This is a genomic window from Streptomyces sp. NPDC043680 (assembly GCF_056436685.1).
The window spans coordinates 552,532-567,484 of sequence record NZ_JBWKCE010000003.1; the positions used below are offsets into that span (position 1 = coordinate 552,532).

General features: G+C 73.4%; 7 protein-coding genes. All 7 read left to right on the top strand.

Annotation, left to right across the window (positions count from 1 at the left end; genetic code table 11):
* Positions 1-77: 77 nt before the first annotated feature.
* The 7 genes from AC0666_RS09130 (at position 78) to AC0666_RS09160 (ending at position 14,894) form a co-directional block, all read left to right on the top strand.
* Positions 78-2,489 carry a sodium-translocating pyrophosphatase gene (locus AC0666_RS09130; RefSeq protein ID WP_468965589.1) on the top strand — a complete coding sequence of 804 codons (2,412 nt, stop codon included), beginning with the start codon at positions 78-80 and terminating at the stop codon, positions 2,487-2,489.
* Positions 2,490-2,625: 136 nt separating this feature from the next.
* The gene (locus AC0666_RS09135) at positions 2,626-3,189 is read left to right on the top strand and encodes a small secreted protein (RefSeq protein ID WP_468584020.1); all 564 of its coding nucleotides are present in this window, start codon (positions 2,626-2,628) and stop codon (positions 3,187-3,189) included.
* A 152-nt stretch (positions 3,190-3,341) separates the two neighbouring features.
* Positions 3,342-4,862 (top strand): DUF7059 domain-containing protein, encoded by a 1,521-nt coding sequence (locus AC0666_RS09140; RefSeq protein ID WP_478707337.1) that lies wholly within the window; start codon positions 3,342-3,344, stop codon positions 4,860-4,862.
* Between the two features lie 592 nt (positions 4,863-5,454).
* The gene (gene topA, locus AC0666_RS09145) at positions 5,455-8,301 is read left to right on the top strand and encodes a type I DNA topoisomerase (protein ID WP_468584023.1); all 2,847 of its coding nucleotides are present in this window, start codon (positions 5,455-5,457) and stop codon (positions 8,299-8,301) included.
* Positions 8,302-8,502: 201 nt separating this feature from the next.
* Complete coding sequence (gene tmk, locus AC0666_RS09150) at positions 8,503-11,751, top strand: dTMP kinase (RefSeq protein WP_478707338.1); 3,249 nt, start codon at positions 8,503-8,505, stop codon at positions 11,749-11,751.
* A 142-nt stretch (positions 11,752-11,893) separates the two neighbouring features.
* Complete coding sequence (locus AC0666_RS09155; protein ID WP_468965582.1) at positions 11,894-13,105, top strand: DNA polymerase III subunit delta'; 1,212 nt, start codon at positions 11,894-11,896, stop codon at positions 13,103-13,105.
* Positions 13,106-13,322: 217 nt separating this feature from the next.
* Positions 13,323-14,894: an alpha/beta hydrolase gene (locus AC0666_RS09160; protein ID WP_468965580.1), complete on the top strand. Its 1,572-nt coding sequence runs from the start codon at positions 13,323-13,325 to the stop codon at positions 14,892-14,894.
* Positions 14,895-14,953 lie beyond the last annotated feature (59 nt).

Genomic DNA, 14,953 nt, shown 5'->3' on the forward strand with positions numbered 1-14,953 from the left:
TCCCGCGTACTGTTTTGATCCGAGTCCGCTCCCTACAATCCGTCCACATCTTGAGCTCATCACGTCAAGGAGGACGAATGACGGGGCTCTTCACCCCTATCGCGCCGGATCGCACTACTGATCTGGCAGCCGCAGTACTCACCGATGACAATCGGCTCATCGTGATGGTGATCGCGGGCGTGGCACTTGCCGCACTTGTCGTCGCGCAGATCCTGGTCCGCCAGGTCCTCAGCGCCGACGAGGGAACCGACAGCATGAAGAAGATCGCGGCAGCCGTCCAGGAGGGCGCCAACGCCTACCTCGGCCGGCAGTTGCGCACCCTCGGCGTCTTCGCCGTCGTCGTGTTCTTCCTGCTGTTCCTGCTGCCCGCCGACGACTGGACCCAGCGGGCGGGACGTTCCGCCTTCTTCCTCGTGGGCGCCCTCTTCTCGGCGACCACCGGCTACATCGGCATGCGCCTCGCGGTCCGTGCCAACGTCCGCGTCGCCGCCGCCGCACGCGAGGCCACCCCCGCCGAGGGCGAGCCCGCCAAGGACCTCACCGACGTCGCCCACAAGGCCATGCGGATCGCCTTCCGCACCGGCGGCGTCGTCGGCATGTTCACCGTCGGCCTCGGCCTCCTCGGCGCCTCCTGCGTCGTCCTGGTCTACGCCGCGGACGCCCCCAAGGTCCTGGAGGGCTTCGGCCTCGGCGCCGCCCTGATCGCCATGTTCATGCGTGTCGGGGGCGGCATCTTCACCAAGGCCGCCGACGTCGGCGCCGACCTGGTCGGCAAGGTCGAGCAGGGCATTCCGGAGGACGATCCACGCAATGCCGCGACCATCGCCGACAACGTGGGCGACAACGTCGGCGACTGCGCGGGCATGGCGGCCGACCTCTTCGAGTCGTACGCCGTCACCCTCGTGGCCGCACTGATCCTCGGCAAGGCCGCCTTCGGCGACCTGGGCCTCGCCTTCCCGCTGATCGTGCCCGCCATCGGCGTCATCACCGCCATGATCGGCATCTTCGCGGTCTCCCCGCGCCGCTCCGACCGCAGCGGGATGACCGCCATCAACCGCGGCTTCTTCATCTCCGCCGTGATCTCCCTGGTGCTGGTCGGGATCGCCGTCTTCGCCTACCTGCCGTCCAGCTACCAGGACCTCGTCGGCGTCGACAACCCCGCGATCACCACCCACTCCGGCGACCCGCGCGTCCTCGCCCTCGTCGCCGTCGCGATCGGCATCCTGCTCGCGGCCCTGATCCAGCAGCTGACCGGCTACTTCACCGAGACCAACCGCCGTCCCGTCCGGGACATCGGCAAGTCCTCCCTGACCGGCGCCGCCACCGTCGTCCTCGCCGGCATCTCCGTCGGCCTGGAGTCCGCCGTCTACACGGCGCTGCTCATCGGCCTCGGCGTGTACGGGGCGTTCCTGCTCGGCGGCACCTCGATCATGCTCGCGCTGTTCGCGGTGGCCCTGGCCGGTACCGGCCTGCTCACCACCGTCGGCGTCATCGTCGCCATGGACACCTTCGGCCCCGTCTCCGACAACGCCCAGGGCATCGCCGAGATGTCCGGTGACGTCGAGGGCGCGGGCGCGCAGGTGCTGACCGACCTGGACGCCGTCGGCAACACCACCAAGGCCATCACCAAGGGCATCGCCATCGCCACGGCCGTGCTCGCCGCGGCCGCGCTGTTCGGCTCGTACAACGACGCCATCGCCAACGCGGTGAAGGAGGTCGGCGCCAAGGCCGGGGAGATGAACCTCAGCCTGGACATCGCGCAGCCCAACAACCTGGTCGGCCTGATCCTGGGCGCGGCCGTCGTGTTCCTGTTCTCCGGCCTGGCCATCAACGCGGTGTCCCGCTCCGCGGGCGCCGTGGTCTACGAGGTGCGCCGCCAGTTCCGCGAGCACCCCGGCATCATGGACTACTCCGAGAAGCCCGAGTACGGCCGCGTCGTGGACATCTGCACCAAGGACGCGCTGCGCGAGCTCGCCACGCCCGGCCTGCTCGCCGTCCTCACCCCGATCGCGGTGGGCTTCACCCTCGGCGTCGGTGCGCTCGGCTCCTTCCTCGCGGGCGCCATCGGCACCGGCACCCTGATGGCGGTCTTCCTCGCCAACTCCGGCGGCGCCTGGGACAACGCGAAGAAGCTCGTGGAGGACGGCCACCACGGCGGCAAGGGCAGCGAGGCCCACGCCGCGACCGTCATCGGCGACACCGTCGGCGACCCGTTCAAGGACACCGCCGGTCCCGCCATCAACCCGCTGCTGAAGGTCATGAACCTGGTGGCCCTGCTGATCGCCCCGGCGGTCGTGCAGTTCAGCTACGGCGCAGACACGAGCGCGACCGTACGGGCCGTCGTCGCGGCCATCGCCATCGCCGTCATCATCGGCGCGGTGTACGTCTCCAAGCGCCGCGGCATCGCCGTCGGCGACGACACCGACGGCGACGCCGCGACGCCCGCCGAGCGGGTGACGCAGTCGAGCGACCCCGCGGTGGTCTCCTGATCCGAGGGGCCACTCGGACATACGACCGAACGGCGGACAGGCGGCGCGGACTGACGCGCCGTCTGTCCGCCTTTCTGCGTGCGGTGATGACGGGCGTGTATCTTCCGGGCCGAGAGCCTTCGAAGGGACCAATCCGGTGAACAAGAAGCTTGCGGCCGCGGTGTCCGGCGGTGCGGTACTGATGCTCGTGCTGTCCGGCTGCGGCGGTGACGACGGGGACGAGAAGGCCAACAGCTGGGCCAAGAAGGTCTGCGACCAGTGGTCGCCCGAGCTGAAGAAGATCGAGACCGCCAACGCCGACATCAAGCGCGTGGCGACCGAGAGCAGCAAGCCCGACGAGGTCAAGACGACCGACTCCGCGGCGTTCCAGCAGATCTCGGACGCCTACAAGTCGATGGCCTCCGCCCTCACCTCGGCCGGGGACCCGCCGGTCAAGGACGGGAACGCGACCGCGGAGGCCGCCGCCACGGGCTTCAACACCTCCTCCAAGGGCTATGCCGACCTGAAGACGAAGATGGACGCCCTCGACCCCGCGGACCAGGGCAAGTTCGCCGCGGGCCTCAAGGAGGTCGCGGGCGGGATCGACGAGGCCTCCAAGGGAGCCGTCGAGGCCCGCGCCCGCCTCAAGACCGGCGGCCTGGACAAGTCCCTGAACCGCCAGAAGGGCTGCCAGGTCAGCGCGCCGTCGCCGACGAAGTGAGACGGCGCCCGCCGTCCCCGTGACGGCGCGGGGCGCCCAGCCGGGCGGCCGGACCCTGCCCGTGCCGGCCGCCCGCGCGCATCCGGGGTCCGGCACACGCCGACCCTCCGCGCGGCGCACCGATTGCCCGCGGCAGCCGACACAATGGACGGGTGAGTACCAGCAGCCTTCCCTCGCCCGACCGCGCCGCCGAGCTGCGCACCGCCCTGCTCGCCGCCGGCTTCACCGCCGACGGGCTGCTCGACCTGCTCGGCGCCCCCGCCTACGCCGCGCTGGCGCGCAGTGAGACGGTCCCCGCCCTGCGCGCCACCCGCGGGCCCGGCGACGGCCCGCTCGCGAGCCTGGTCCGGCTGTTCCTGCTCCAGCAGCCGGAGCCGTACGGGCGGGCCGCGGCCGCGCTGCCCGTGGAGGCCGCGGTGGCCGACGGCTGGCTGCGCCGGGAGGGCGACGAGGTGTACGCGACCGTCGACGTGCGCCCGTACGGAGGGCCCGACGGCGAGGACTGGTTCATCGTCTCCGACCTCGGCTGCGCCGTCGGCGGCGCCGGGGGGATCGGCAGCCGCGAGGAAGGCGTCGTCCTCGGCGTCGGCGGCGCCTCCACGACCCTGGCCGGCATCACCGTCCGCGTCCCCGTCGCCAGCGCCCTCGACCTCGGCACCGGATCCGGCATCCAGGCCCTGCACGCCGCCCAGCACGCCACCCGGGTCACCGCCACCGACGTCAACCCGCGGGCCCTCGCCTTCACCCGCCTGACCCTGGCGCTGTCCGGTGCCCCGGAGGCCGAGCTGCTCGCCGGGTCGCTGTTCGAGCCGGTCGGCGAGGCGACGTACGACCTGATCGTGTCCAATCCGCCCTTCGTGATCTCGCCCGGGGCGCGCCTGACGTACCGGGACGGCGGCATGGGCGGCGACGACCTGTGCCGGACCCTGGTCCAGGAGGCCGGCGCCCACCTGAACCCGGGCGGGTACGCGCAGTTCCTCGGCAACTGGCAGCACGTGGAGGGCGAGGACTGGCACGACCGGGTCCGCTCCTGGGTGCCGCGCGGCTGCGACGCGTGGATCGTGCAGCGTGACGTGCAGGACGTCACGCAGTACGCGGAGCTGTGGCTGCGCGACGCCGGCGACCACCGCACCGAGCCCGCCGAGTACGCGCGCCGCTACGAGGACTGGCTGGACGAGTTCGAGGCCCGCAAGACCAAGGCCGTCGGCTTCGGCTGGATCACCCTGCGCCGCAGCGATGCGCAGGAGCCGTCGATCGTGGTCGAGGAGTGGCCGCACTCGGTGGAGCAGCCGCTCGGCGACGCCGTCCTGGCGCACTTCGCCCGCCAGGACTACCTGCGCGCACACGACGACGCGTCCCTGCTGGAGGACCGTTTCGTGCTGGCCGCCGAAGTGGTGCAGGAGCAGGTCGGGGCGCCCGGGGCCGAGGACCCGGAGCACGTGGTGCTCCGGCAGAACCGCGGCATGCGGCGCGCCACCAAGGTGGACACCGTCGGGGCCGGATTCGCCGGAGTGTGCGACGGCTCACTCACCGCGGGCCGGATCCTCGACGCGATCGCGCAGCTGGTGCAGGAGGACCCGGTCGTCCTGCGGGACCGGACGCCCGAGGCGATCCGTGTCCTCGTCGAGCAGGGGTTCCTGGAGCCGGTCGACCGCCGCGCCCCCGTGATGTAACCCGGGGTTCGCCCGCTGTTCCCCGGGGGCTGGCAGGCTCTCCTGCCGGGGGGAGCCAGGCGGATCCGGGGGGATCCGCAGGGTCCTGTGAGCGGCCCCGGGGCCAAGGGGAAACGGCAGGGAAGGCGGTCCGGGGAGCGCTCCGCGACCGCGTTCCTGCTGTTCGGGGCCGCACTACCGGTCCGGGCGGGGCGCGGGCGCTGCACCGCGCCCCGATGGCGCAGAGCGCGCGCCCCGGGCCGGCCGCAGCAGCCGTGGCGGCGGCGCCGCCCGCCGGGGCGGGCGGGCCGGCGCCGGCGAATCCGCAGTCTCGGCCGGACGTGGTCACCCGGGCACATCCGGCCGTAGATCATCGTCGGAAACAGGACGTCAGACGGGGTGCGGGCGCGCGGCCAGACGGCCCTCGGCGCACTCGGCCCGGTGACCGGGAGGGGTCCGGCGCGGTATCCGGGCGGCAGAAATGGCACTTGTCGGGTTACCGTTCGAGTGGCCGTTGCGGGCTTGTGCCGTTTGACACGGGTGCGGGTTGTACCGTCACACTCCGCAGCGTCGCCGTACTGCGACCGAGTGCCGACCGGAGAGAAGAGCCAAGTTGTCCCCGACTAGCGAGACCGCAAAGGGCGGCCGCCGACTCGTCATCGTCGAGTCCCCTGCCAAGGCGAAGACGATCAAGGGCTACCTCGGCCCGGGATACGTCGTCGAGGCGAGCGTCGGGCACATTCGCGACCTCCCGAACGGCGCCGCCGAGGTCCCCGACAAGTACACGGGCGAGGTCCGACGCCTCGGTGTGGACGTCGAGCACGACTTCCAGCCGATCTACGTCGTGAACGCGGACAAGAAGGCGCAGGTCAGGAAGCTCAAGGAGCTGCTGGCCGAGTCCGACGAACTCTTCCTCGCCACCGATGAGGACCGCGAGGGCGAAGCCATCGCGTGGCACCTCCAGGAAGTCCTCAAGCCCAAGGTCCCCGTCCACCGGATGGTCTTCCACGAGATCACCAAGGACGCGATCCGCGACGCCGTCGCCAACCCGCGCGAGCTGAACCAGCGCATGGTCGACGCCCAGGAGACCCGCCGCATCCTCGACCGCCTCTACGGCTACGAGGTCTCGCCGGTCCTGTGGAAGAAGGTCATGCCGCGCCTGTCGGCCGGCCGCGTCCAGTCGGTGGCCACCCGCCTCGTCGTCGAGCGCGAGCGCGAGCGCATCGCCTTCCGCAGCGCCGAGTACTGGGACCTGACGGGCACCTTCTCCACCGGCCGCGCCGGTGACCCCAGTGACCCGTCGTCGCTGGTCGCCCGCCTGAACACGGTCGACGGAAAGCGCATCGCGCAGGGCCGCGACTTCGGTGCGAACGGGCAGCTCAAGAGCGAGGTGCTGCACCTCGACGAGGCCAACGCGCGGGCGCTCGCCGCCGCGCTGGAGGGCGCCTCGTTCGCCGTCCGGTCGGTCGAGTCCAAGCCGTACCGCCGCTCCCCGTACGCCCCGTTCCGTACGACCACGCTCCAGCAGGAGGCCTCGCGCAAGCTGGGCTTCGGTGCGAAGGCGACGATGCAGGTCGCGCAGAAGCTGTACGAGAACGGCTTCATCACCTACATGCGTACGGACTCCACCACGCTCTCCGAGACGGCCGTGGCGGCGGCGCGGGCGCAGGTCACGCAGCTGTACGGGGCCGACTACCTGCCGGAGAAGCCGCGTGTCTACGCGGGCAAGGTCAAGAACGCGCAGGAGGCGCACGAGGCGATCCGCCCCTCGGGTGATCGTTTTCGCACTCCCGCCGAGACGGGCCTGACCGGCGACCAGTTCCGCCTGTACGAGCTGATCTGGAAGCGGACCGTCGCCTCCCAGATGAAGGACGCGGTCGGCAACTCGGTCACCGTCAAGATCGGCGGCCGGGCGTCGGACGGCCGGGACGCCGAGTTCACCGCATCCGGCAAGACGATCACCTTCCACGGCTTCATGAAGGCGTACGTCGAGGGCGCGGACGACCCGAACGCCGAACTCGACGACCGTGAGAAGCGGCTGCCGCAGGTCGCCGAGGGCGACGCGCTCAGCGCCGAGGAGATCACGGCGGACGGCCACTCGACCAAGCCGCCGGCCCGCTACACCGAGGCCTCCCTGGTCAAGGAGCTGGAGGAGCGGGAGATCGGCCGCCCGTCGACCTACGCGTCGATCATCGGCACGATCCTGGACCGCGGGTACGTCTTCAAGAAGGGCACGGCCCTCGTGCCGTCCTTCCTGTCGTTCGCCGTGGTGAACCTGCTGGAGACGCACTTCGGCCGGCTCGTCGACTACGACTTCACCGCGAAGATGGAGGACGACCTCGACCGCATCGCGCGGGGCGAGGCCCAGGCCGTGCCGTGGCTGAAGCGCTTCTACTTCGGCTCGGAGGACGCCACGGAGGTCGTGCCGGCCGACGGGGACCACCTCGGCGGCCTGAAGGAGCTGGTCACGGACCTGGGCGCGATCGACGCCCGGGAGATCTCCTCCTTCCCGGTCGGCGAGGGCATCGTCCTGCGGGTGGGCCGCTACGGCCCGTACGTCGAGCGCGGCGAGAAGGACGCGGAGGGCCACCAGCGTGCGGACGTGCCGGACGACCTGGCGCCCGACGAGCTGACCGTCGCGTACGCGGAGGAGCTGTTCGCGAAGCCGAGCGGTGAATTCGACCTGGGCAAGGACCCGGTGAGCGGGAACCAGATCGTCGCGAAGGACGGCCGCTACGGGCCGTACGTGACGGAGATCCTTCCCGAGGGCACCCCGAAGACCGGCAAGAACGCGGTGAAGCCGCGGACGGCCTCGCTCTTCAAGTCGATGTCGCTCGACACGGTCACCCTCGACGACGCGCTGAAGCTCATGTCGCTCCCGCGGGTCGTGGGGGCGGACGCCGAGGGCGTGGAGATTACCGCCCAGAACGGCCGCTACGGCCCGTACTTGAAGAAGGGCACGGACTCGCGGTCGCTGGAGACCGAGGACCAGCTGTTCTCGATCACCCTGGACGAGGCCCTGGCGATCTACGCGCAGCCGAAGCAGCGCGGGCGGGCCGCGGCCAAGCCGCCGCTGAAGGAGCTGGGCACGGACCCGGTCAGCGAGAAGCCGGTGGTCGTCAAGGACGGCCGCTTCGGCCCCTACGTGACGGACGGCGAGACGAACGCGACGCTGCGGCGGGACGACGACGTCGAGACGATCACGCCGGAGCGGGGTTACGAGCTGCTCGCGGAGAAGCGGGCGAAGGGCCCGGCGAAGAAGACCGCGAAGAAGGCCCCGGCCAAGAAGGCGACGGCCAAGAAGGCCCCGGCGAAGAAGGCGACGGCGACGAAGACCGCTGCCGCCAAGAAGACGACGGCGGCGAAGACGACGACGGCCAAGAAGGCCGCCGCCAAGAAGACGGTGGCGAAGAAGACGGCCTCGGCCGCTGCGACCGCCGAGGCGGAGTCGGACGAGTAGTCCGCCGGTCGGCGACCGGGCGGCGTGACCGCTGACGTGACCGCTGACGTGACCGGGACCCCCTGCGCAGTGCGCAGGGGGTCCCGGCCGTCCCGTGCGGAGCCGGCCCGCGGCCCCGCAGGCCAGAGGTGCGGGCGGGGTCACACCCGGGGTTGTCCACAGGCTTCCGCAGGCACCAAGCGCAGCGGATAGGCTGGGCGGATGACGCGAGCCGAGCAGCCAACGGTCGTGACCGCCCCCGAGAACCCCACCTACGACGAAGCCCTCGCCGCGGACTCCCGCGAGCGGGCGGTGCGCGCACTGTTGCGCACCCCCAGACTGCGCCGTCTGTGGAGCGCCCAGCTGGTGAGCGGCATCGGTGATGCCCTCGCCCTGCTGGTGCTGGTCCTGCTGGCCTTCCAGGCGGCCGTCTCCGAGGAGACCTTCGGCAGCGGCTACCAGGGCTGGGCCCTGACCATCGCCGCCGTCTTCGGGGTGCGGATCCTGTCCACGCTGCTGTTCGGCGCGGTCCTGCTCGGCCCGCTCGCGGGGCTCACCGCCCCCGGCGGCGCGCTCGACCGCCGCTGGACGATGGTCGCCGCCGACGGCATCCGGCTCGGCCTCTTCGTCGTGGCCCCGCTGTGGCTCGACTGGATCCCGGCGCACGCGCTGACGGCGCTCCTCGCCACCGTCTTCGTGTCCGGCGCCGCCGAGCGGCTGTGGAGCCTGGCCAAGGACAGCGCCGCGCCCGCCCTGCTGCCCGCGCCGCCGCCCGAGGGTGCGACCGTACGTCCGCTGCCCGACCACCTCGACGCCCTGCGCCGGCTGACGCTGCGTACGTCCTTCGCGGCGCTGCCCCTGGCCGCCGCCGTCCTGCTCGTCGCGACCCTCGTCGGCAAGGCCCTCGGCCTCGGGGTGGACTGGTTCGCCGAGAACCGGGCCGCCCTCGGCTCGTACGTGGCCTCCGGCCTGTTCGCGGCGTCCGTCTCGCTGCTGCTGCCGCTGACGCTGCCCGAGGCGAAGACCCCGCGGCCGCGTTCCCCGCTGGAGGGCCTGCGTCCCCCCAAGGCCGGGGACCGCCCCGACAAGGGCCGTACGGGGGCCATCCCGCTGCTCGTGCTGGCCTGTGCCGCGGTGGCCGCGGCCGTGTCCTGCGCCGCAGCCGTGGCCGTGCTGCACGCCTTCGACCTGGGCGGCGGCCCGGCTTCCTTCGCGCTGATCGTCCTGGCCCTGCTGGGCGGTACGGCCCTCGGCATCCGGGCCGCCCAGGCCGGGAAGGTGCTCCCCGCCTTCTCCCGGCGGCGGCTGCTGGCCCTGGCCATAGCGGTGAGCGGGCTGGCGCTGCTGCTGACCGGGCTGGTGCCGGACACGGCGACGGTGGTCTTCCTGTCGCTGCTCGCCGGCCTCGCCGCGGGCGTCGCCGCCAACACCGGGCACACCCTGCTGGACCAGGAGACCGAGGAGTTCCGCCGCGGCCGCGTCACCGAGCACCTGCAGGCCGTGGTCCGGGTGGCCGTGGCCGTCGGAGCCGTCCTCGCGCCGGTCCTGGCCGCCGCGATCGGCCCGCACCGGCTGGCCGCCGGGGACCTCGTCTTCGCGCACGGCGGCGGCGCCTTCACGCTGATGCTGGTCGGCGCCCTGCTGCTGCCCGTCGCGGTGATCGTGCTCGCCAAGGCCGACGACCGCAGCGGCGTACCGCTGCGCCGCGACCTGCGCGAGGCGCTGCGGGGCGGTGAACCGGTGCAGGCGCCGTCCGCCGCCGGCTTCTTCATCGCCCTGGAGGGCGGCGACGGCGCCGGCAAGTCCACCCAGGTCGAGGCGCTGGCCCAGTGGATACGGGGCAAGGGCCACGAGGTGGTGGTCACCCGTGAGCCGGGCGCCACCCCGGTCGGCAAGCGGCTGCGCTCGATCCTGCTCGACGTCTCCTCGGCCGGGCTGTCGAACCGCGCCGAGGCGCTGCTGTACGCCGCCGACCGGGCGGAGCACGTGGACACCGTCGTCCGGCCCGCCCTGGAACGCGGCGCGGTCGTCATCTCCGACCGGTACATCGACTCCTCGGTGGCCTACCAGGGCGCGGGCCGCGACCTGTCGCCGACCGAGATCGCCCGGATCTCCCGCTGGGCCACCGGCGGCCTCGTCCCGAACCTGACCGTGCTGCTCGACGTGTCGCCGGAGGCGGCGCGGGAGCGGTTCACGGAGGCCCCGGACCGGCTGGAGTCCGAGCCGGCGGAGTTCCACCAGCGGGTGCGGGCCGGCTTCCTGACGCTCGCCGCCGCCGATCCCGGGCGCTACCTGGTGGTGGACGCCGGCCAGGACCCGGAGTCGGTGACCACCGTCGTACGCCACCGCCTGGACCGGATGCTCCCGCTCTCGGAGGCCGAGCTTGCCGCCCAGGCCGAGGCCCGGCGCCTCGCGGAGGAGGAGGCCCGGCGCAAGGCCGAGGAAGAGGCGGCGCGCAAGGCGGAGGAGGAGCGGCTGCGCGCCGAGGAGGAGGCCCGCAGGGCCCGCGAGGCCGAGGAGGCCCGGATCAGGGCCGAGGCCGAGGCCGCCCGCAGGGCGCAGGAGGAGCGGCAGCGCGCCGAGGAGGAGGCCCGGGCCCGGGCCGAGGCCGAGCGGCTGCGTGCGGAGGCCGAGGAGAAGGCCCGCGCGGCGGAGCAGGAACGACTGCGCAGGCAGGCGGAGGAAGAGGCCCGGCTGCGGGCCGAGGCCGAGGAGCGGCGGCTGGAGAAGCAGCGGCGCGCCGAGGAGGCCCTGCTGAAGGCCGAGGAGGCCCGCAGGCAGGCGGAGGCCGAGGCGGCTGCGGCGGCGGCCCGGGCGGCTGCTGCTGCGGCGGCGGCTCCGGCTGCGCCCGCGGCGGCTGCGCACCACGCCCCGGCTGCCCACCAGGCACCGGCTGCCCACCAGGCACCGGCCGCGCACCAGACGCACCAGGCTGCGCACCAGGCTCCGGCCGCGCCCAAGGTCGACATGACCAAGGAGCCGTATCCGGACGACGCGGTGACGGTCGAGACGCCGCTGATCAAGCGGGTCGTCCAGCCGGACGACGTGACCCAGACGGTCCCGGTGCCCAAGACCGACCCGGCGGCGGAGACCTCGGTGACCCCGGCCGTCCCGGCCGATGAGACGGCGGTCCTGCCCCCCGTACGCCCGTCCCGCGAGGACGCGCCGAGCGGCCCGACGGCCCGGACCGCGTACGGTGAGGCCGCGTACGGGCAGGCCGTGCGGCCCACGGCCCGGCATTCGCAGGAGAGCCCGGCCGACCGGGTGCCGCCGGGCATCTTCCGCGACCCGGGCAACGAGGCGACCCGCGAGCTGCCCGCCCTCGGCGAGGACGGCCGCCCGCGCCGGGAGCGCCCCGACTGGGCCGAGGAGACCCCGCTGGACGACCTGCCGACGCTGGCGGACGAACTGCTGGGCCCGCACCGGGACGAGGACGAGGACGGCGAGGGCGGCCCGCGCCGCCGCCGCTGACGGGGGATTGTCAGTGGTGCGCGCCACACTGGGGCACGCAGCGATACGACGGACGGCACGCACGGCACGGACGCAGGTCCGGCCGTGGACGGTACGGCACGGACGGCCAGGGGAAGACGGCCGGTGGAAGGCGGTGGGCGCGATGCCCGTGTGGGACGACCTGGTGGGGCAGGAGCGGGTACAGGCGCAGCTGGCCGCCGCCGCCCGTGACGCCGACGCCCTGGTCACCGCCGTCGAGGCCGGGGCCGCGCCGCCCTCCGCATCCAAGATGACCCACGCCTGGCTGTTCACCGGCCCGCCCGGCTCCGGCCGGGCCACCGCCGCCCGGTCCTTCGCCGCGGCCCTGCAGTGCACCAGCCCCGACCGGGCCCTCGGCGGCGAGCCCGGCTGCGGGTTCTGCGACGGCTGCCACACCACCGTGGTCGGCACGCACGCGGATGTGGAGTTCGTCCGCACGGACCTGCTCTCCATCGGTGTGAAGGAGACCCGCGACCTGGTCCGCCGGGCGCAGCTCTCGCCGGCCGTGGGCCGCTGGCAGGTCATCGTCCTGGAGGACGCCGACCGGCTGACCGAGGGTGCGGGCAACGTGCTCCTGAAGGCCGTGGAGGAGCCCGCCCCGCGGACGGTGTGGCTGCTGTGCGCGCCCTCCCTGGAGGATGTGCTGCCCACCATCCGCTCCCGCTGCCGCCACCTGACCCTGCGCACCCCGCCCGTCGCCGCCGTCGCCGACGTACTGGTCCGGCGCGACGGCATCGAGCCCGCCGTCGCCGCGGCCGTCGCCCGCGCCACCCAGGGACACATCGGCCGGGCCCGCCGGCTCGCGCAGGACGAGGCCGCACGGACCCGCCGGGCCGCCGTGCTGAAGCTCCCGCTCCGCATCGACGACGTGGGCAGCTGCCTCAAGGCGGCGCAGGAACTGGTCGACGCCGCCGCCGAGGACGCCAAGCAGGTGGCGGAAGAGGTCGACACGAAGGAGACCGAGGAGCTGAGGGCCGCACTGGGGGCCGGAGCCGGTACCGGCGGCCGGATGCCGCGCGGCACGGCGGGCGTGATGAAGGAGCTGGAGGACCGGCAGAAGCGCCGCCGCACCCGCACCCAGCGCGACACGCTCGACCTGGCCCTGACCGACCTCACCGGCTTCTACCGGGACGTGTTGGCCCTCCAGCTCGGCTCCTCCCTGGCCATCGCCAACGAGGAGATACGGCCGGACCTGGACCGGATCGCCCGCGCCTCCGGCCCGGAGCGCACGCTGCGCCGCATCGAGGCGATCATCGCCTGCCGGGAGGCCCTCGACCGCAATGTGGCCCCCCTCCTCGCGGTCGAGGCGATGACGATGGCGCTGCGCGCGGGCTGAGCCGGGCCGGAGCACCCGCATCCGCTGACAGCGGGCTTGACCCTTCACCCGTACGGGCGGTCCCGCCGCGGCGGGACGCGTGCGGCGGACCCCCGCCGCGGCCGCCCCGGGTCAGCGGGGGTACCGGCGCGGTCGCGGCGCCGTCCCGCACGGGGCCGGCCGGGCGGGCACGGACATCCCCCGGGCCCGGTCACCGGTCAGGACGTAGGCTCCTGGAATGGACACCAGGCGCGTGCTGCGCACCACCGGAACCGTGATCGCAGCCGCCGGACTGCTGCTCTCCGGATGCACCTCGGGGGGCTCGGGCGGGCCGCCGGCCGCTGCGTCCTCCTCCGCCGCGGGCGCCGCGCCCTCGGCCGAGCCGACCGCGGTCCCGGCGGCCCTGCGCCCGTACTACGAGCAGAAGCTGAGCTGGCGCGACTGCGGTGTCCCGGGCTTCCAGTGCGCGACGATGAAGGCCCCGCTGGACTACGCCCACCCCGAGTCCGGCCAGGACGTCGACATCGCGGTCGCCCGCCGCAAGGCCACCGGCCCCGGCACGCGGCTCGGCTCGCTCGTGGTCAACCCGGGCGGCCCGGGCGGCTCCGGCATCGGGTACCTCCAGGCGTACGCGGGCGTCGGGTACCCGGCGCCCGTCCGTGCCCAGTACGACATGGTTTCCTTCGACCCGCGCGGAGTGGACCGCAGCAGCCCGGTCGAGTGCCTGACGGGCCCGGCGATGGACACATACACGCAGGTGGACCAGACCCCGGACGACGCGGCGGAGCGCGCGCGGCTGGTGGCCGCGTTCAAGGACTTCGCGGCGGGCTGCCAGTCCCGCTCGAAGCGGGTCCTGCCGCACGTCTCCACCGTCGACGCCGCCCGCGACATGGACATCCTGCGGGCGGTGCTGGGCGACGAGAAGCTGACGTACGTGGGGGCCTCGTACGGCACCTTCCTCGGGGCGACGTACGCGGACCTCTTCCCCGGCCGGGTGGGCCGCCTGGTCCTGGACGGCGCGATGGACCCCTCCCGCCCGGCTCTCGAACTGAACCGGGACCAGACGGCGGGCTTCGAGACGGCCTTCCGCTCCTTCGCCAAGGACTGCGTGAAGCAACCGGACTGCCCGCTCGGCAAGGGCACCCCGGAGGCGGTGGCGGACCGCCTGAAGGAGTTCTTCCGCAAGGTCGACGCCCGGCCCGTGCCCAGCGGTGACTCCGCGCGCCCGCTCGGCGAGTCCCTGGCCACGACCGGGGTGATCGCGGCGCTGTACGACGAGACGGCCTGGCCGCAGCTGCGTGAGGCCCTCGCCGGGGCGATGAACGGCGACGGCTCCGGGCTCCTCGCGCTCGCCGACAGCTACTACGAGCGCGAGCCGGACGGCCGGTACGCGAACCTGATGTACGCGAACGCCGCCGTCAACTGTCTCGACCAGCCTCCCGCCTTCAGCGGCCCGGAGGCGGTCGACGCCGCGCTGCCGTCCTTCGAGAAGGCCTCCCCGGTCTTCGGCGCGGGCCTGGCCTGGGCCTCGCTGAACTGCGCGTACTGGCCGGTCAAGGCCACCGGCACGGCTCACCCGCTGACCGCGAAGGGCGCCCCGCCGATCGTGGTGGTCGGCACGCTCCGCGACCCGGCGACCCCGTACAAGTGGGCACAGGCCCTGGCGGGCCAGCTCGACTCGGGCGTCCTCCTCACGTACGACGGCGACGGCCACACGGCGTACGGCCGGGGCAGCGACTGCATCGACACGGCGATCAACACCTACCTCCTGGAGGGCAAGCCCCCGCAGAACGGCAAGAAGTGCTCCTAGCCCGCGGGGCGGGGCCATGTGATACCGATACGCCCGATATGCCGCACCCTGCGGAACCC